Source organism: Mycobacterium sp. 1081908.1, from assembly GCF_001673535.1.
GTDB lineage: Bacteria > Actinomycetota > Actinomycetes > Mycobacteriales > Mycobacteriaceae > Mycobacterium.
The window spans coordinates 98271-115908 of sequence record NZ_LZLY01000014.1; the positions used below are offsets into that span (position 1 = coordinate 98271).

Genomic DNA, 17638 nt, shown 5'->3' on the forward strand with positions numbered 1-17638 from the left:
GTGAAGCCTACCACAAACCAGCACTAAACCCTTGACTACCTGCGGGGCACCGGCGCACGGTGTACATATGTTCACTCAGACTTCGACCCGGAACCTCGCGCAAACTCTGCGCAAGCGCGTCCTGGGCTCAGACCTGCTAGGCCTCCTCACCGGTCCGCACGGTGTGGACCGCTACACCGAGCTGGTGGCGCCGACCTGGACGCTGGGCGAGGCCCGCGCCAAGGTCATCGACGTGCGCCGCACAACGCCGCGCAGCGTCACCCTCACACTCGCCCCCAATGAGGCCTTCGCGTCCACGCACACCGTCAAAGCCGGCCAGTACGTCAACCTCACCGTCGACATCGACGGCCGCCGGCACACCCGCTGCTACTCGCCGGCCAACGCCGAGGGCAGCGCCAACCTCGAGCTGACGATTGGTCACCACGACGGCGGGCTGGTGTCGAGCTATCTGTACGAGCGGGCCCGCCGCGGCATGGTGGTCGGCCTGGACGGGATCGGCGGCGACTTCGTGTTGCCCGCGGCGCGACCGCGGCGCATCCTGTTCGTCTCCGGCGGAAGCGGCATCACGCCGGTGCTGGCGATGCTGCGCACGCTGATCGCCGAGCGCCACCGGGGCGAGGTCGCGTTCGTGCACTACGCCCGCACCCCCGCGGAGGCGTGCTACCGCCAGGAACTCGCCGCGCATAATGACCTGCCCGGCGTCCGCGTGCTGCACGGCTACACCCGCTCGGAGGCCGGCGACCTCGCCGGCCGCTTCGGGGCGGAGCACCTGGCCGCCGCGATGCCCAGCCCGGATGTGGTGTTCGTTTGCGGACCAACGACTTTGGTCGAGGCCGTGCGGGAACACTGCGAGAACGTTTTCACCGAGAGCTTCGTGCCGCCGGTCTTCGATGCGCCGGCGAATCCGTCGGGCGGTCGAATTGCGTTCGCGGACAGCGGCATCGACGTCGTCGACGATGGCCGTTCGCTGCTGGAGCAGGCCGAGTCGGCGGGGCTGACGCCGCAGAACGGCTGCCGGATGGGCATCTGCCACACCTGCACGCGGCGCAAGACCGCCGGAACCGTGCGCAACCTGATCACCGGCGCGGTGTCGACCCAGGCCGACGAGGACGTCCAGATCTGCGTGTCCGTTCCGGTCGGCGACGTCGATCTGGCCCTTTAGGTTTCGAGCCTTGAAAGGAAATGCCATGACACAGAACACGATCACCCTGACACCCGAGCAGGCCGAGGCGTTCGGCCGCGAACTCGACGCCATCAAGGAACGCGTGATGGCGGACCTGGGCGAAGAGGACGCCGACTACATCCGCCGGGTCATCAAGACCCAGCGCGCGCTGGAGGTCGGTGGACGCGCGCTGCTGTTCCTGCCGCCGGCCTGGCCGCTGGGCACCGTGATGCTGGGCCTGTCGAAGATCCTCGACAACATGGAGATCGGGCACAACATCATGCACGGTCAGTACGACTGGATGCGCGACCCGGCGATCTCGGGCCGCACGTTCGAGTGGGACACGGCCTGCCCCGCCGATCAATGGCGGCACTCACACAACTACATGCACCACACCCACACCAACATCGTCGGGATGGACCGCGACATCGGCTACGGCATCCTGCGGATGAGCGAAGACCAGCGCTGGCACCCCTACTATCTGGGCAACCCGGTCTACGCGTTCCTGCTGATGGTGCTTTTCCAGTACGGCGTCGCGCTGCACGAGCTGGAAACCGAGCGCATCCGCTCCGGCGAGATCCGGCTGAGCGACAAGCGTGAGGTGCTGCGCGAGATCTGGAAGAAGACCCGGCGCCAGACGCTCAAGGACTACGTCGCCTTCCCGCTGCTGGCCGGGCCGTTCGCGCCGTTCGTCTTCGCGGGGAACCTCTCCGCCAACCTGATGCGCAACGTGTGGTCGTACATGATCATCTTCTGCGGCCACTTCCCGGACGGCACCCAGGAATTCACCGTCGAGGACACCCAGGACGAATCCCGCGGCATGTGGTACTTCCGCCAGGTCCTCGGGTCGGCAAACCTGACCGGGGGCAAGCTCTTTCACCTGCTGTCCGGCAACCTGTCGCACCAGATCGAGCACCACCTGTTCCCGGACATGCCGGCGCGCCGGTACGCCGACATCGCGCCCGAGGTGCAGGAGATCTGCCGCCGCTACGGCATCCCCTACAACCGCGGGCCGCTGATGCGGCAGTTCGGCACCGTCGTCCGCAAGATCGTCAAGCTGACCCTGCCGGACTCCTGGCTGCCGAAACCCGGTGGCGACCGGCCCGCCGATCGGCTTCCGGTCGCCGCATAACGTATGAGTCCCGCTTCGGTCCCGAGGCATTGCCTCGGGACCGTTCGGGGGGACAATGAGGTGCGTGGAATGGACCGGCGCGCGCTACGCGGACACCCCGACGGTGGACGCCTCGACGTGGATCGACGCGGACCCGGCGCGGGTCTGGGATCTGGTCTCCGACATCGAGCTGATGCCGACGTTCAGTAACGAGCTGAAGGCGGTGCAATGGGCCGATGGCTCGGACCGGCCGCGCGTCGGCGCCCGCTTCGTCGGACACAACGAGCACGACGCGTTCGGCCAGTGGACCAGCACCTCGCAGATCGTCGCTTGCGACGCTCCGCGCGAATTCGCCTGGGCGGTAGGCGAACCCGACAATCCGTCCGCGACCTGGCGATTCCGGCTGAAGCCCCGCGACGGCGGCACCCTGCTGAGCTTTTGGATGCAGATGGGACCGGGACGGTCGGGACTCTCGGTGGCCATCGACTCGATGCCCGACAAAGAAGAAAAGATCGTATTCGTGCGGATGCGGGAGTTCGAGGCCGCGATCGGCAAGACGCTCGCCGCGATCAAGAGGCTGGCCGAACGCGGAGTGCGTTGATGCGTACCGCGACGACGGTCGAATTGTCGCGCGCCGCAACTGAAGTAGCCGAGTTCGTCGTCGAGGCGGAAAAGCTCGGTCTCGACGTTTGCTGGGTGGCCGAGGCCTGGGGCGCCGACGCGCCCTCGGCCCTGGGCTACCTCGCGGCGCGGACCGAGAAGATCATGCTCGGTACCGGCGTCCTGCAGCTCGGCGTCCGGTCGCCCGTCATGGTCGCCCAGACCGCGATCACGCTGTCGAACCTGTCGAACGGGCGTTTCCTGCTCGGGCTCGGCGCGTCGGGTCCGCAGGTGATCGAGGGCCTGCACGGCGTGTCGTTCGGCCGGCCGTTGGCGCGGATGGCCGAGACCGTCGACATCGTGCGGCAGGTGTTCTCGGGCGGCAAGATCGCCCACTCCGGCAAGGAGTTTCAGATTCCCCGACCCGGCGGCGAGGCGGTGCCCATGCGGCTGTCGACCAGGGCCGACCACGCCATTCCGATCTACCTGGCGGCGCTGTCACCGGCGATGTTGCGGTTGACCGGGCGCATCGCCGACGGGTGGCTGGGCACCAGCTTCGTTCCGGAGGGCGCGGGCGACGCGTACTTCTCCCACCTCGACGAGGGGCTGGCGGCCGCCGGCCGCGCTCGCTCCGACATCGACATCTGTCAGGGCGCCGAGGTCGCCTTCGCCGCCGACGAGGACGAGCTGCGCGGCATGATCGCCGGCCGCAAGAAGCAACTCGCCTTCAGCCTCGGCGGCATGGGGTCGTCGAGCACGAACTTCTACAACCAGGCCTACAGCCGGCAAGGCTGGGCCGACGCCGCGGCCGAGGTCCGGGAGCGCTGGCAGCGCGGCGACCGCGATGGCGCCGCCGGGGTGGTGACCGACGAGATGGTGCTCGCCACCACGCTGATCGGAACCGAGGAGATGGTCCGGTCGCGGCTCACGGTCTGGCGCGACGCCGGCGTCGACACCGTTCGGCTGTATCCGGCGGGGGAGACGATGGACGACAGGCTGAGGACGCTCGGGCGGGCCGTCGAGCTGGTCCGCGCGACCTAGTGGGCGTGAGTCGGTGCTTCCGACACCTTCACGAGTTTCACCTCGGGCCGCGCCGGCACACCGTCGGCCAGGAACCACCGGAACGCGAGGTTGCCGCGCGGATAGTCCAACGTGGTCAACGAATTCGGGTGTGTCGTCATGCCGCGGGACAACACGATCGTCACCGAGCCGTCGTCGTTGAGCGCGGCGCTGGTGCCGTTGATGGAACACCTGGCGTCGGCCGCGCCATAGGTGGCCATGAACTGGTTCCACACCACCATGTTCCAGAACCGGCAGGCCGGCGGTCGGTGCGTGATGACCAGCGCCTCGTCGTCGTCGAGCACGAAACTGCCGTACGAATAGCACGCGTCACGCGCCGACCAGCCGAAGTTGGCATCGGGCACCTGATACGGATCGGCGAATTCGTTTGCCGCGTGCGCGGTCTCGTGTCCGAGCGCGTGCTCTTGGTCCGCTCGGGTGCCGACGGCCAGCGGCACGATGGCGAACATCGTGCGCAGCCAGGTGGCCGCCGCCCGCAGGCTCGCGGCGGTCTCGGCGTCGCCGTGCCGGATCGGGTCCGGCTCGTCTAGCGCCTCGATGTTCCACACGACCGGGCGGCCGGTCAGCGGGTCGGCCTGGTAGTCGCGGGTCATCAGCACGGCCGCGTCCGGAGTCGGGGGGAACTCGAAGCTGAAGTTGCCGTCGGTGTCGATATCGAGGTCGCTGTCGCGGACGATCGCGACGACCCGGTCCGACCACGCGCCGGGCGAGGGTTCGTTATAGGCCGTCACTGAAAAGTACACGCTGTCACCGCGATTGCCGCTGATGCGGTAACCCCGCTTCGGGTCCACCGGGCACAGGAAGTAGTAGGCGTCGGTGTTGTCGCCGCCCCAGCGACGGTCGCGCCGGAACGGCGTGTTCACCGCGACGAACTGCGGGCGGCCGGGCTCGGGGAACAGGTAGGCGTCGAGGGCCACGCCCAGCGTGGCGGCGAGCATGCGGTAGCCGTCGGCGATGTGGCGATCGTCGGTGACGGCGCGGTCGCCTTCGAGGAACGAGCGATCGAGGGCGCCGAGGGTGGCGAGCAGCTCCTGCCAGGCGGCCGTCGACTCGTGCGTCATGCGCTGATTCCCTTCAGTAGCAACGTGGTGGTGCGATCGACCCACGCGTCGTCCAGTTCCTTGGCGCGGGTGAGCAGGGCGACCAGGGTGAGGCCCGCGACGGCCTCGGCCAGTTCGGCGGCGGTGACGTCCGCACGCACCTCGCCGCGCGCGGCCGCGGCCTGCAGCCACTCGGCGAGGCCGCCGGCGATGACGCCGGCGAACCGCTCGAGCAGCGCCGAATGCAGGGTCGGGTCCGCGGCCATCTCGCCGACCAGCCCCGGCAGCGCCGCCCGGGCGGCCGGCGTCGTCAGGAAAGCCATTGTGCGGCGGACCATTTCGCGCAGGTCGTCGGTCGGCGATCCGGTGTCGGGAATCGCCGTCGCGGCGCCGATCGGGAACACCGCCTCGTGCACCAGGTGCGCCTTGCTCGGCCAGCGCCGGTAGATCGCGGGCTTGCTGGTGCCTGCCCGCTCGGCGATGGCGGACACCAACAGGCCGGGGTAGCCGGTTTCCGCGAGAAGTTCGACCGTCGCGCGCAGCACCGCGGCGTCGATACGCGGGTCACGGGGTCGGCCGAAATCTACAACCATTACGAAACTCAGAGTAACATAAGTCGCCGTGACCGATGCCGTTCGCTCCGTTCCCCTCGACGACCTGGCCCTGCCCCGATTCGGCGCCGAGGCCCAGCAGATCCTCGACATGATGGCCACGATGGCGGCCGACTGTCCGCTCGATGCCGACGCCCTGCACGCCAGGGCCAGCGCCGACACCGGCCTGGAGGATTTCGGCGCGGGCGACTACCGAGAACGACTCGACGTCTACCTCACCGACCTGCGCGACATCGACGGGCTGCACCCGGCCGGAGCCGTCAACTTCTTCGCCCAGTTGGCGCAGCTGCTGAAGAACCGGCTGCTGTTCACCGACCTGCTGAGCCGGCATCCCGAGATCGATGACATCGAGCTGCAACCACCGATCGTGATCGCGGGCCTGCCCCGCACCGGCACCACCCACCTGCACAACCTGCTGGCGGCGGCGCCCACCTTCCGCACCATGCCGTATTGGGAAAGCGTCGAACCGTTCCCGCTGCCTGCCGAGGCGGGTATCGAGCCGGATCCACGGCGGACCCGGATGGACGTCGGGGTCTCGGTCATCAACACCGTGATGCCCTATTTCCCGCTGATGCACGAGATGACGACGGATCACGTGCACGAGGAAATCCAATTGCTGGCCAACGACTTCTCGACGATGCTCTTCGAGACCCTCGCCGAGGCGCCCCGCTGGCGGCGCTACTACCAGGCGCACGATCAGACGCCCCACTACCAATACCTCGCCAGGCAGCTCAAGGCCATGCAGTTCCTGCGCGGCGGGCGGCGCTGGCTGCTCAAGTCGCCGCAGCACCTCGAGCAGGTGCCGGTGTTGGATCGGGTTTTTCCGGGCAGCGTTGTGGTGTTCACCCATCGGGATCCGGTCCCGGTGGCGCTGTCGATGATCGCGATGATCACCTACTCCGCGCGCATGCACCGCTCGCCCGTCCCGGTGCGAGAGATCGCGGCGCAGTGGGTCGACCGCCTGGATCACATGCTTACCGCGCTGGTCCGCGACCGCGACACCATCGGTCCCGAACGCTCGGTCGACATCCGCTTCGACGATTTCATGGCTGACGAGCTAGGGGTGGCGGAGCGGGTGTACGCGCTGGCCGGCGAGCCGCTCACCGAACAGGCGCGCGCGGCGGTCACAGGCTACCTGGCGGGGCATCAGCGCGGCCGGCTGGGTAACGTCGAGACCTCGTACGAGATGTTCGGGTTGACGGAGGGCGCGCTGCGGGAGCGCTTCGCGCCGTACGTCGACCGGTTCCTGACCTGAGGCGGCGGTCGACTACGTTCTGAATTCATGGTCGCTATGCCCGCGCTGGACGGTGTCGAACACAGGTACGTCGAACTCGGCGATGGCGTGATAATCCACGTCGCCGACGCGGGCCCGGCCAACGGTCCGGCGGTGATGCTGGTGCACGGCTTTCCCCAAAACTGGTGGGAGTGGCACGAGTTGATCCCTGCACTGGCCGCGGACGGCTACCGGGTGCTGTGTCCCGACCTGCGCGGGGCGGGCTGGAGCTCGGCGCCCCGCTCCGACTACCGCAAGAACGACATGGCCGACGATCTGGCCGCGGTGCTGGACCGGTTGGGGGTCGCCACCGTCACGCTCGCCGCCCATGACTGGGGTGGGCCGATCGCGTTCATCATGATGCTGCGCCATCCGGAGAAGGTCACCGGTTTTTTCGGCATGAACACTGCCGCGCCGTGGTTCAAAAAAGATCTCAAGCTCGCCCGCAATCTGTGGCGGTTCTGGTACCAGATCCCGATCATGCTGCCGGTGATCGGCCCGCGCGTGATCGCCGATCCCAAGGCCCGGTTCTACCGGCTGCTGGCGACCTGGGTCGGCGGGGGCTATTTGGTCAACGAGGACGACGTGCGCTTCTACATCGAGTGCATGCGCCAGCCGGGGCACGCGGTGGCCGGTTCGAAGTGGTATCGCACCTTCCAGAGCAGCGAGGTGTGGCGCTGGATGCGCGGCGAGTACGACGACGCCCGCGTCGAGGTGCCGGTGCGCTGGCTCAGCGGGACCATGGATCCGGTGCTGACACCGGACCTGCTGGACGGATACGCCGACCACATCACCGATTTCAAGGTCGAGCTGGTCGACGGCGTCGGCCACTGGATCGTCGAGCAGCGACCGGAGCTGGTGCTTGAGCGGCTGCGCGCCTTCCTCCGCGGCGAAACTTAAACCGCCGCGCCGCTTTTCGGCGTGTCGTGTGCGCAATTGCGGCGTCGGCAGGGCCGCTCAATCGTCTGGCTGTGGCAGCGCGGACTCATAGGCTGCCTGAAGTCGCGCCGCGACCGTGGGGCCCTTTGGGGCTTTTCCCTTGCGCGCCTGTGGCCCGAGGTGAGTCTCGCGTAGTTCGTCCATGAAGGCCTGCCACAGTGGCGGCCCGCCTGCGGCGAGCGCGTTGCCTCGGGCGGCGTATTCATCCCCGACGGGAAGGTGCCGTATTCCCCAGGCGCTGAGCTGGGCGAGAACGGGCACCAGTTCGATCGCCTGCTCGGTGAGGCTGTAGGTGACCTTCTGCTTGTGGGTGGGGTCATCGGTCTTGGTGAGCAGACCGTGCTCGACGAGCGCGCCGAGCCGGTCGGCCAGGATGTTCGACGAAATTCGCTCGGGCCCGTTGAGCAGCTCACGAAAATGCCTGGCGCCACCGAAGATAATGTCGCGCAGCACAAGCAGGGTCCAGCGGTCCCCGAAGATCTCGAGCGACAAATTGACCGGGCACGCCGATCGCGCGTCTCTGCGAACCACACCAACCTCCGAACTGGTTGCATATATGCACCAGTATGCCTTACGCTGAAACCGGTTGCAAAACGAGATCGGTTGAGGAGGCCGCATGTCATCGAAGGAGAACAACGTCGTCACTCGGCTCGATGAACGTTTCAGTGACGCCTGCACGCAGGCCACCACGTGGGCCGCAGCGAGCGATGTGCTGAAGGCCGCGGAAATCAGCTGGATATCGACCGTCCGGTCAGACGGCAGCCCACACGTCACTCCACTGGTGGCGGTGTGGCTTGACGAAGTGTTGTATTTCGGCACGGGAGAGACCGAGCAGAAGGGGGTCAACCTCGCCTTCAACCCCCACGTCGTACTCACGACCGGATGCAACGCGTGGGACCGCGGACTTGACGTGGTGGTCGAGGGTCGGGCACGCCGCGTCACCGACCGAGCAACCCTGGAGCGGCTGGCCGCGGCGTGGCGGACCAAGTGGGACGGCTCCTGGCAGTTTGAAGTGACCGAGACCGGCTTTCACCGCTCCGGTGCCCATTCACTCGTCTTCTCGGTAGAGCCGACGAAGGTGTTGGCCTTTGGCCGAGAGCGCCTGTCTCGGCCGGCGCCCAATACGATGCTGCCGCGCGTGGCCTTTACGCACACCCGCCACCTTCCGCAACGCGGGGGCGCCTTCCGCCGCGGCGAAACTTAAACGGCTGCGCCGCTTTTCGGCGTGTCGCGTGCGTAATTGCAGTGTCGCGACGGCGAAGCGCCGACGGGCGCTACTCGACGCCGATGGTGACTTCCGTGGACTTGATGAACACCGTCGCGGGTTGGCCGACCGCCAGGCCGAGGTCGACCGCCGCGTCCTTGGTGACCGACGAAGTGACAATCTGGTCCCCGCCGTCGAGCTTGACCTTCACGATCGCCATCACGCTGCCGAGGTCGACTTCCGTAATCGTTCCTTTGAGTTGGTTCCGGGTCGACAGCCGCATCGCGTCCTCCGTATCTAGGGTCTGCGATGAAGCCTAGTGTCGCGGACCGAGCAGGGCTATGGACGCGTCGACCGCCGGTTCGACGATCCCGCGCACCGGTTTGCCGTCCTCGACGGCCAGCGCGGTCAGCTCGCGCAGGCCGCCCAACAGGATCACGGCCAGCGGCGGGGTCAACGGCGGCAGCTCCGCGCGCCGGAATCCCGGGCTGGCGCTGAGATCGATCAGCAGGTTGGACAGCAACTGCACGCCGCGGCGCTGCACCGGGCGGGCGACGTCACCCAACGACGGGAGCTCGCGAATCAAGCTCAAGGTGATGGCCGGGCGGGCCTCCATGTGTTCGACATAGGCCTCGACGGCCTGACGAATCTGCCGGTGCCAGTCCGCCTCGGGGTCCACGGCCGCGGCGATGTTCTCGCCGAGCTTTTCGATGTCGGCCCGCAGCAGTTCGAGGAAGCACGCCTCCTTGCTCGCGAACTGGTCGTAAAAGGTGCGCTTGGACGTGCGGGCGTGGCGGACGATGTCGGCGACCGTGCTGGTCCGGTAGCCGCGCTCACCGATCGCGGTGGCAAGGCCGTCCAGCAGCCGGAGACGAAACGCGTCGGGCTTGCCGAGCACCGCGTCGTCGGCCGCTGCCGTCACCGCTGATGTCACGGCGGACGCCCCCTTCGGTGAATGCGGACCTTGTCAGGCTTGGTACCACAGAGTACCGTATCGGGAAAGGTTTTGGTACACCGCGGTACCGCCCCCGGACGGGGGAGATATGGGGAGCAACAACGCCATGAGCGACGTCGTCACCGCCCCGCCGGGGACCCCGGCCGTCAGGCTGCCACCCGCGGCCCGGATCCCGAAGCTGTTGTGCGGCATCGCCTTCGCGAGTTCGCGCCGCGGCATGATCAAGCGCCTGGCGCGGCGCCATGGCGACGTGTTCACGCTCAACATCCCGATCTACGGTCGCGTCGTGATCGTCGGCGATCCGCAGCTGGCCAAGCAGATCTTCACGACCGGCCCCGAGGAGCTCGGCAACATCCAGCCCAACCTGAGCCGCCTGTTCGGCACGGGCTCCGTGTTCGCGCTCGACGGGGACGACCACCGCCGGCGGCGGCGCCTGCTGGCGCCGCCCTTCCACGGCAAGAGCATGAAGAACTACGAGGCGATCATCGAAGAGGAGACGCTGCGCGAGACGGCCAATTGGCCGGAGGGCCGGCCGTTCCCGACGCTGCCGTCGATGATGCACATCACGCTCAACGCCATCCTGCGCGCGGTGTTCGGCGCCGACGGCGCCGAGCTGGACGAGCTGCGCCGGCTCATTCCGCCGTGGGTCACCCTCGGCTCGCGGCTGGCCGCACTGCCGAAGCCCGAACGGACGTATGGCCGGTTCAGCCCGTGGGGCCGGCTGGCCGACTGGCGGCGACAATACGACGCCGTCATCGACAAGCTGATCGACGCCGAGCGGGCGGATCCGAACTTCGCCGAACGCACCGACGTGCTGGCGCTGATGCTGCGCAGCACCTACGAGGACGGCTCGGCCATGTCACGCAGGGACATCGGCGACGAGCTGCTCACGTTGCTGGCCGCCGGCCACGAGACCACCGCATCCACCCTCGCCTGGGCCTTCGAGCGGCTGACGCGGCACCCCGAGGTGCTGTCCGACTTGGTCGAGGAGGCCGACAACGGCGGCAGCGAGCTGCGCCAGGCGGCGATCCTGGAGGTGCAGCGGGCCAGGACGGTCATCGATTTCGCGGCCCGCCGCGTCTACCCGCCAACATTCCAGCTCGGCGAATGGGTCCTCTCCCAAGGGGATTCGATCATCGTCAGCATCGCGCAGATCCACGACAATCCCGACGTCTATCCCGACCCGGAGCGCTTCGATCCGCAGCGCTACATCGGGGGCAAGCCGTCCACGTTCGCGTGGATCCCGTTCGGTGGCGGCACCCGCCGCTGCGTGGGCGCCGCGTTCGCCAACATGGAGATGGACGTGGTGCTGCGAACGGTGCTGCGCGACTTCACGATCGAGACCACGACGGCGCCGGGCGAGCGGTGGCACTCCCGCGGTGTCGCCTACACCCCCAAGAACGGCGGGCGCATCGTGGTTCACCGGCGCCGAGCCGCGGCGGACTGAATCAGCTGCCGGCGGTGGCCCGGCGCGGCAGCTTCCAGCCGGGCCGCACGAAGTGGCACGTGTACCCGTTGGGGTAGTGCTGCAGGTAATCCTGATGCTCGGGCTCGGCCTCCCAGAAGTCGCCGGCGGGACTGACCTCGGTCACGACCTTGCCCGGCCACAGGCCCGACGCCTCGACGTCGGCGATGGTGTCGAGCGCGATCCGCTTCTGCTCCTCGTCGAGGTAGAAGATGGCCGAGCGGTAGCTGGTCCCCATGTCGTTGCCCTGGCGGTTCTTCGTCGTCGGATCGTGGATCTGGAAGAAGAACTCCAGCAGCGTGCGGTAATCGGTGACCGTGGGGTCGTAGACGATTTCGATCGCTTCGGCGTGGGTGCCGTGATTGCGGTAGGTCGCGTTGGGGACGTCGCCGCCGCTGTAGCCGACCCGGGTCGCGATCACGCCGGGTTGCTTGCGAATCAGGTCCTGCATGCCCCAGAAGCAGCCGCCGGCGAGAATCGCCTTTTGAGGATCTGTCATTGCTTGCCCCTCCTTGCCGTCTCGCTACCCGCAGTCGCGTGTAACCCGGGGCGATCTTCCGATTATTCCGCATAGCCGGGTCTGGCCGCCGAACGTGAAACTGTTGCCGAATACCGGCGGGAAACTCGCAACCACTTCACGCTCGGACAAGGCTGTCGGCTCGGCCGGCGGCGAGCCGATGCTCGACAAACGTCAATAGAACGTGTTCTAGTTTCGGCATGACTACCCGCACGTTCTCGCGCGACGAACTCGCCGCCGCCTTCGAGAAATTCGAGGAAACCGTCGCCCGGGCGGCCGAAACCCGGGACTGGGACGCCTGGGTCGAGCAGTACACGCCGGACGTCGAGTACATCGAGCACGCGGCGGGCACCATGCGCGGCCGAGACGAGGTGCGCGAGTGGATCAAGCAGACGATGACGACCTTCCCCGGCAGCCACATGGTCGCGTTCCCCACGCTGTGGTCGGTCATCGACGAGCCCACCGGGCGGGTCATCCTCGAACTGGACAACCCGATGCGCGACCCCGGCGACGGCAGCGTCATCACCGCCACCAACATCACCATCATCACGTATGCCGGCGACGGCCTGTGGAGTCGTGAGGAAGACATCTACAACCCGCTGCGGTTCCTGCGCGCGGGGATGAAGTGGTGCCGCAAGGCCCAGGCGCTGGGGACCCTCGACGACGGCGCGGCGCGCTGGATGCAACAGAACGGTGGTCAACAGTGAGCGCCAAACCCAAGCTGGTCATCGGCGCCAACGGCTTCCTGGGTTCGCACGTGACCCGCCAACTCGTCGCCGACGGCGCCGAAGTGCGGGTCATGGTGCGCGCCAACGCCAACACCCGCAGCATCGACGACCTGCAGGTCACCCGATTTCTCGGCGACGTCTTCGACACCGACACCGTGCGCCAGGCGATGGACGGCGTCGACGACGTCTACTACTGCGTCGTCGACACCCGCGCCTGGCTGCGTGACCCGTCGCCGCTGTTCCGCACCAACGTCGAAGGCCTGCGCAACGTCCTCGACGTCGCCGTCAAGGAATCCGGCCTGCGCAGGTTCGTCTTCACCAGCACCTACGCGACCGTGGGCCGGCGGCACGGGCGCGTGGCGACCGAAGAGGACGTCATCGACCCGCGCGGACTGACCCCCTATGTCCAATCCCGGGTCCAGGCCGAGGATTTGGTGATGCGGTACGTGGCCGAAGCCGGGCTGCCCGCCGTAGCGATGTGCGTTTCGACGACATACGGCAACGGGGACTGGGGCGGCACCCCGCACGGCGCGTTCATCGCCGGCGCGGTCTTCGGGAAGCTGCCCTTCCTGATGAACGGCGTCGAGCTTGAGGTCGTCGGCGTCGACGACGCCGCCCGGGCCATGATCCTGGCCGCCGAGCGCGGCCGCGTCGGGGAGCGATACCTGGTCTCCGAGCGGATGTTCGCGCTGAACGACGTCGTGCGGATCGCGGCCGACGAGGCGGGCGTGCCGCCGCCGCGACGCGGGATCTCGGTGCCGGTGCTCTACGCCCTGGGCGCGTTGGGCAGCCTGAGGGCCCGACTCACCGGCAAGGACTCCGAACTCAGCCTCAAGTCGGTGCGGATGATGCGCGCCGAAGCCCCCGTCGACAGCAGCAAGGCGATGCGGGAATTGGGCTGGCAGCCGCGGCCGGTGGAGGAATCGATCCGCGAGGCGGCCCGCTTCTGGGCCGCCCTGAAGGGCGGGCAGCCCGCTCGAACCGAGGCGAAGGACAGCACCGCGCCGGCCGAGTAGCCCGCGGTTTCAGTTGGCGGGGCGCGGGAAGCGTTGGCGCCCGATTGGTGTTGCAAACGACATCCGCGTCTGAGGAGGAACTCATGAGCCACCCGGAAATCAAAGAACCGAGCGCCGGGCACCCGATCACCATCGAGCCGACCAGGGGCCGGGTGCAGGTCCGCGTCAACGGCGAGCTCGTCGCCGACACCACGGCGGCGTTGGAGCTGCGTGAGGCGACTTTGCCTGCGGTGCAATACATTCCGATGAGCGACGTGGTCTCCGACCGGCTCACCCGCACGGACACCAGCACCCACTGCCCGTTCAAGGGCGACGCGAGCTACTACAGCGTCACCACGTCGGCCGGCGAGACGGTCGACGACGTGATCTGGACGTACGAGCAGCCCTACCCCGCCGTCGCGGCGATCGCGGGGCACGTCGCCTTCTACCCGAACAAGGCGGAGATCTCAGTAGCCCCCGCTGGGTGATTCGGGCAGCGCCCGCTCCTGCGCCCGGGTGTCGCTGTATTCACGCATCGACACGATCAGCCCGTCGCGCGTCTCGAAGATGCAGACGAAGGGGCTGTCGTATTCGAACCCGTCGGCTGTGGTGCCGGACGCGTTGGCCTCCACCACCACGGTGTCGCCCTCCGTGTAGCAGCGGCGCAGATCGACGGTGAGCTCGAGCGTCCGCTTGCGCCAGTCGATCGATTGCCGCAGGGTCGCCTTGTCGAAGGAGATCCGGGTGTACAGGCTCCAATAGGTGAAGTCGTCGCTCAGCAGCGCAAAGCCCTCGTCCAAATCGCCGCCCTCGCTCAAGCTCTGCAGGAACATCCAGGCGAGTTCGGTGTGCGGGCCGTCGAAAGGCGTCATCACATCGCAATATTGTCGTGGGAAATCGTTAGCGGTCAATCAGATTGCAGAGATATCGGGTGAAGAGCGCGCGCACGGTCACATTCCCAGGGGCAGCCAGCTTCGGGCACACCCTGGCGCCCCTGCGCCGCGGCCCTCGCGACCCCTGTTTCCGGCTGCCCGGCGACGGCACCATCTGGCGAACCAGCCTGCTGTCCAGTGGTCCCGTCACGGCGCGGATCAGCCGGGCCGCCGCCAACGCGGCCCATTGCGTGGCCTGGGGCGCCGGCGCGCCGGAGTTCCTCGAGATGCTGCCCGCGATGCTGGGCGCCGACGACGACGCCTCGGACTTCGAACCGCGCGACCCCATCGTTGCCGCCGCCCACCAGCGCGTGCCGCACCTGCGGCTGGGCCGCACCGGGCGGGTGCTGGAGGCCCTGATCCCGGCGATCATCGAGCAGCGGGTGCCCGGCGCCGACGCGTTTCGGTCCTGGCGCGTCCTGGTGTCCAAGCACGGGACGCCCGCACCCGGGCCGGCGCCGGACGGAATGCGGGTGCCGCCGTCGGCCGAGGCCTGGCGGCACATCCCGTCGTGGGAGTTCCATCGCGCCAACGTTGACCCGGGGCGGGCACAGACCGTGGTGGGTTGTGCGCGACGGGCGGCCTCGCTGGAGCGGCTGGTGTCGCAGCCCGCGGAGCAGGTCCGCGGGGCGCTGACATCCCTGCCGGGCGTGGGTGAGTGGACCGCGGCGGAAACCGCGCAGCGCGCATTCGGTGACGCCGACGCCGTGTCGGTGGGCGACTATCACATCCCGAAGATGATCGGCTGGACGCTGCTGGGCCGCCCCGTCGACGACGCCGGGATGCTCGAGCTGCTCGAACCGATGCGCCCGCACCGCCACCGGGTGGTCAGGCTGCTGGAGGCCAGCGGGCTCGCCTACGAGCCGCGGCGGGGCCCCCGGCTGCCGGTGCAGCAAATCCACACGCTGTGACCCCTCGTGTTTTCCAGGTTGGCCATCGGGTACCCAGCAAGGCAAGTACCGTGTGCGAACCGCAGGAAGGAAGCTAGGGAAAAGCAATGACTCAGTTCACGATTCCGGGCTTGACCGACAAGCAGGCGGCACGACTCACCGAACTGCTGCAAAAGCAACTGAGCACCTACAACGATCTGCATCTCACGCTGAAGCACATCCACTGGAACGTGGTGGGTCCGAACTTCATTGGCGTGCACGAGATGATCGATCCCCAGGTGGACGCGGTGCGAAAGTTCGCCGACGACGTCGCCGAACGCATTGCGGCGCTTGGCGCTTCGCCGCAGGGCACGCCGGGCGCGATCATCAAGGACCGCTCGTGGGACGACTATTCCGTCGGCCGTGACACCGTCCAGGCGCATCTGGCCGCGCTGGACCTGGTGTACACCGGCGTCATCGAGGACATCCGCCAAGCCATCGACGAGACCGACGAACTCGACCAGGTGACCCAGGATTTGTTGATCGGGCAGGCGGGGCACCTGGAGAAGTTCCAATGGTTTGTCCGGGCGCACCTGGAAAGCGCCGGGGGCAAGCTGACCCACGAGGGCAAGAGCACCGAGAAGGCCGCGGCAAATACCGCCCGCCGCAAGTCCTAGCGACCGGCGGGGGATTCACCTTCGGCGACCGCCGAGGCTTCGGGCGTGCGCTCGGCCTCGGCGGTTTCCCGGTTCAGCCGTTGCTCCTCGTAAATTGTGACGTTGCTGCGCGACAGCACCAACGCCGCTATCCCGACGGCCAGGATCGCCCCCGGCACCACCGAAAACGAACCGGTCATCTCGGCGACCATGATCATGATCGCCAGCGGCGCGCGCGCGACGCTGCCGAAGCACGCCATCATCCCCACCACGACGAAGATGCCCGGCTCGTGCGGCACGCCGGGCAGCCCGGACAGCTCACCCAGCCGCCAGACCGCGGCCCCCGCGAACGCGCCGATGACGATTCCCGGGCCGAACAGCCCGCCGGATCCGCCGGTGCCGATCGACAGCGACGTGGCCACGATCTTGGCGATCGGCAGGGCGACGACGATCCACAACGGGATCGCCATCAGCGACGTGCGGTCGGCCGCAAGCTGCGCCCAGCCGTAGCCGCTGCTCAGGATCTGCGGGAGCACCAGTCCCAGTAACCCGACGAGCAGCCCGCCCAGCGCCGGCTTGAGCACCGGCCCGCCGGGCAGCCGGCGGGTGAGCCGCACGGTGGTGTGGAAGGTGCGGGCGTACAGGTAGCCGACCGCCGCCGCGACCAGGCCGATCACCACGAACCACAGCAGCGGCCAGGCCTTCTCGAAGCGGTACTCGGCGTCGATGTAGCCGAACAGCGGGTCGAAGCCCAGGAACGCCCCGAGCACCGCGTAGGCCGTGCCCGAGGTGATGAAGCCGGGTAGCAGGTAGCGGTAGTCGAAGTCGTCGCGGTAGGGGATCGACGCGGCCAGCACCGCCCCGCCCAGGGGTGCGGCGAAGATCGCGCCGATGCCCGCGCCGATGCCCAGCGCCACCGCCGTGTGGCCGTCCTCGTCCGAGAGGTTCAGCCGCCGGGTGAGCAGCGAGGAGAAGCCGGCCGAGATTTGCGCGGTCGGGCCCTCGCGGCCGGCCGAGCCGCCCGAGCCGATGGTCAGCGCGCTGGCCGCCATCTTCACCAGCACGGCACGGAAGCGGATGGCGCGGGGATCACCGTGGACGGCCTGGATGGCTTCGTCGGTGCCGTGGCCGGTGGCCTCCGGGGCCAGCTTCGCCACGATCAGCGCGGACAGCAGGGCGCCGCCCGTCGTCACCAGCGGGATGGCCCACGCCCGGCTGAAGCCCGTCGACCCGTGGCCGCCGCCCTCCCCGACGGGCGTCGGGATGTGGTAGCCGGCCAGGTAGCCGAGCAGAAACTCGGCGGTGTACTTCAGCGCGAAGTAGAAGACGACGGCCCCCAGGCCGGCGATGACGCCGATCGTGACGCCCAGCAGCAGCCACTTTTGCAGGTAGCCCGACTTGCGGATCGACGTTCCGAAGCGTCCGCCGGCGGCGCGGGCCGGGGCCTCCGCCGGTTGGTTCGCGGCGCGCCCCTGACCCCCAAGCATCACGTCATCTTATG

The 17638-nt window shown here is 68.2% G+C and carries 21 protein-coding genes; 13 read left to right on the plus strand and 8 right to left on the minus strand.

Going from position 1 to position 17638, the window contains the following annotated elements:
• Nucleotides 1-67 precede the first annotated feature (67 nt).
• Genes A5655_RS02145 through A5655_RS02160 form a run of 4 tightly spaced genes read left to right on the plus strand, consistent with a single transcriptional unit; the run spans nt 68 to nt 3914 of the window.
• A complete protein-coding gene (locus A5655_RS02145) occupies nt 68-1162 on the plus strand; it encodes a ferredoxin reductase (RefSeq protein WP_067005038.1) in 1095 nt (364 codons plus the stop codon).
• Nucleotides 1163-1187: 25 nt separating this feature from the next.
• Entirely contained in the window at nt 1188-2294 is a 1107-nt protein-coding gene (locus A5655_RS02150) for an acyl-CoA desaturase (protein WP_067005040.1), read from the plus strand.
• Nucleotides 2295-2349: 55 nt separating this feature from the next.
• Nucleotides 2350-2874 carry an SRPBCC family protein gene (locus A5655_RS02155; protein WP_197508569.1) on the plus strand — a complete coding sequence of 175 codons (525 nt, stop codon included), beginning with the start codon at nt 2350-2352 and terminating at the stop codon, nt 2872-2874.
• A complete protein-coding gene (locus tag A5655_RS02160) occupies nt 2874-3914 on the plus strand; it encodes an LLM class flavin-dependent oxidoreductase (RefSeq protein ID WP_067005044.1) in 1041 nt (346 codons plus the stop codon). The genes A5655_RS02155 and A5655_RS02160 overlap by 1 nt, the downstream gene beginning before the upstream one ends.
• Here A5655_RS02160 and A5655_RS02165 read toward each other — a convergent pair.
• Together A5655_RS02165 and A5655_RS02170 are read right to left on the minus strand one after the other, a co-directional pair.
• Nucleotides 3911-5014 carry a DUF1214 domain-containing protein gene (locus tag A5655_RS02165; RefSeq protein ID WP_067005046.1) on the minus strand — a complete coding sequence of 368 codons (1104 nt, stop codon included), beginning with the start codon at nt 5012-5014 and terminating at the stop codon, nt 3911-3913. The two genes, A5655_RS02160 and A5655_RS02165, sit on opposite strands and share 4 nt — an antisense overlap.
• The gene (locus tag A5655_RS02170) at nt 5011-5586 is read right to left on the minus strand and encodes a TetR/AcrR family transcriptional regulator (RefSeq protein WP_067005048.1); all 576 of its coding nucleotides are present in this window, start codon (nt 5584-5586) and stop codon (nt 5011-5013) included. The genes A5655_RS02165 and A5655_RS02170 overlap by 4 nt, the downstream gene beginning before the upstream one ends.
• A 28-nt stretch (nt 5587-5614) precedes the next feature.
• Here A5655_RS02170 and A5655_RS02175 point away from each other — a divergent pair, with 28 nt between their 5' ends.
• Both A5655_RS02175 and A5655_RS02180 read left to right on the plus strand, forming a co-directional pair.
• Nucleotides 5615-6859 (plus strand): sulfotransferase, encoded by a 1245-nt coding sequence (locus tag A5655_RS02175; protein WP_067005049.1) that lies wholly within the window; start codon nt 5615-5617, stop codon nt 6857-6859.
• 27 nt (nt 6860-6886) lie between these two features.
• Nucleotides 6887-7777, plus strand: coding sequence for an alpha/beta fold hydrolase (locus tag A5655_RS02180; protein ID WP_067005051.1), 891 nt, complete (start codon nt 6887-6889; stop codon nt 7775-7777).
• A gap of 57 nt (nt 7778-7834) precedes the next feature.
• On the opposite strand, the gene A5655_RS02185 is transcribed toward A5655_RS02180, so the two are convergent.
• Nucleotides 7835-8308, minus strand: coding sequence for a helix-turn-helix domain-containing protein (locus tag A5655_RS02185; RefSeq protein ID WP_231999046.1), 474 nt, complete (start codon nt 8306-8308; stop codon nt 7835-7837).
• Between the two features lie 124 nt (nt 8309-8432).
• Between A5655_RS02185 and A5655_RS02190 the strand changes: the two genes are divergently transcribed.
• Nucleotides 8433-9020 (plus strand): pyridoxamine 5'-phosphate oxidase family protein, encoded by a 588-nt coding sequence (locus A5655_RS02190; protein WP_067005055.1) that lies wholly within the window; start codon nt 8433-8435, stop codon nt 9018-9020.
• A 70-nt stretch (nt 9021-9090) separates the two neighbouring features.
• On the opposite strand, the gene A5655_RS02195 is transcribed toward A5655_RS02190, so the two are convergent.
• Both A5655_RS02195 and A5655_RS02200 read right to left on the minus strand, forming a co-directional pair.
• Entirely contained in the window at nt 9091-9303 is a 213-nt protein-coding gene (locus tag A5655_RS02195) for a molybdopterin-binding protein (RefSeq protein WP_067005063.1), read from the minus strand.
• A gap of 33 nt (nt 9304-9336) precedes the next feature.
• The gene (locus A5655_RS02200) at nt 9337-9942 is read right to left on the minus strand and encodes a TetR/AcrR family transcriptional regulator (RefSeq protein ID WP_067005065.1); all 606 of its coding nucleotides are present in this window, start codon (nt 9940-9942) and stop codon (nt 9337-9339) included.
• A 139-nt stretch (nt 9943-10081) separates the two neighbouring features.
• Here A5655_RS02200 and A5655_RS02205 point away from each other — a divergent pair, with 139 nt between their 5' ends.
• Nucleotides 10082-11422: a cytochrome P450 gene (locus A5655_RS02205; protein ID WP_067005301.1), complete on the plus strand. Its 1341-nt coding sequence runs from the start codon at nt 10082-10084 to the stop codon at nt 11420-11422.
• A gap of 1 nt (nt 11423) precedes the next feature.
• Here A5655_RS02205 and msrA read toward each other — a convergent pair whose 3' ends face one another.
• Nucleotides 11424-11939 carry a peptide-methionine (S)-S-oxide reductase MsrA gene (gene msrA, locus A5655_RS02210; RefSeq protein WP_067005068.1) on the minus strand — a complete coding sequence of 172 codons (516 nt, stop codon included), beginning with the start codon at nt 11937-11939 and terminating at the stop codon, nt 11424-11426.
• 218 nt (nt 11940-12157) lie between these two features.
• On the opposite strand from msrA, the gene A5655_RS02215 reads away from it, so the two are divergent.
• From A5655_RS02215 to A5655_RS02225, 3 genes are all read left to right on the plus strand, one after another.
• Nucleotides 12158-12664: a nuclear transport factor 2 family protein gene (locus A5655_RS02215; RefSeq protein ID WP_067005075.1), complete on the plus strand. Its 507-nt coding sequence runs from the start codon at nt 12158-12160 to the stop codon at nt 12662-12664.
• On the plus strand, nt 12661-13701 hold the full coding sequence (locus A5655_RS02220; protein WP_067005077.1) for an NAD-dependent epimerase/dehydratase family protein: 1041 nt from the start codon (nt 12661-12663) through the stop codon (nt 13699-13701). The genes A5655_RS02215 and A5655_RS02220 overlap by 4 nt, the downstream gene beginning before the upstream one ends.
• A gap of 83 nt (nt 13702-13784) precedes the next feature.
• Nucleotides 13785-14168 (plus strand): DUF427 domain-containing protein, encoded by a 384-nt coding sequence (locus A5655_RS02225; RefSeq protein ID WP_067005079.1) that lies wholly within the window; start codon nt 13785-13787, stop codon nt 14166-14168.
• Here A5655_RS02225 and A5655_RS02230 read toward each other — a convergent pair.
• Complete coding sequence (locus A5655_RS02230) at nt 14148-14555, minus strand: nuclear transport factor 2 family protein (RefSeq protein WP_067005081.1); 408 nt, start codon at nt 14553-14555, stop codon at nt 14148-14150. The two genes, A5655_RS02225 and A5655_RS02230, sit on opposite strands and share 21 nt — an antisense overlap.
• A gap of 56 nt (nt 14556-14611) precedes the next feature.
• Between A5655_RS02230 and A5655_RS02235 the strand changes: the two genes are divergently transcribed.
• Together A5655_RS02235 and A5655_RS02240 are read left to right on the plus strand one after the other, a co-directional pair.
• Nucleotides 14612-15523, plus strand: coding sequence for a DNA-3-methyladenine glycosylase (locus A5655_RS02235; protein ID WP_067005086.1), 912 nt, complete (start codon nt 14612-14614; stop codon nt 15521-15523).
• Nucleotides 15524-15609: 86 nt separating this feature from the next.
• Nucleotides 15610-16158 (plus strand): Dps family protein, encoded by a 549-nt coding sequence (locus A5655_RS02240; protein WP_067005088.1) that lies wholly within the window; start codon nt 15610-15612, stop codon nt 16156-16158.
• Here A5655_RS02240 and A5655_RS02245 read toward each other — a convergent pair.
• Nucleotides 16155-17624, minus strand: coding sequence for a chloride channel protein (locus A5655_RS02245; protein ID WP_067005090.1), 1470 nt, complete (start codon nt 17622-17624; stop codon nt 16155-16157). The two genes, A5655_RS02240 and A5655_RS02245, sit on opposite strands and share 4 nt — an antisense overlap.
• Between the last annotated feature and the right edge of the window lie 14 nt (nt 17625-17638).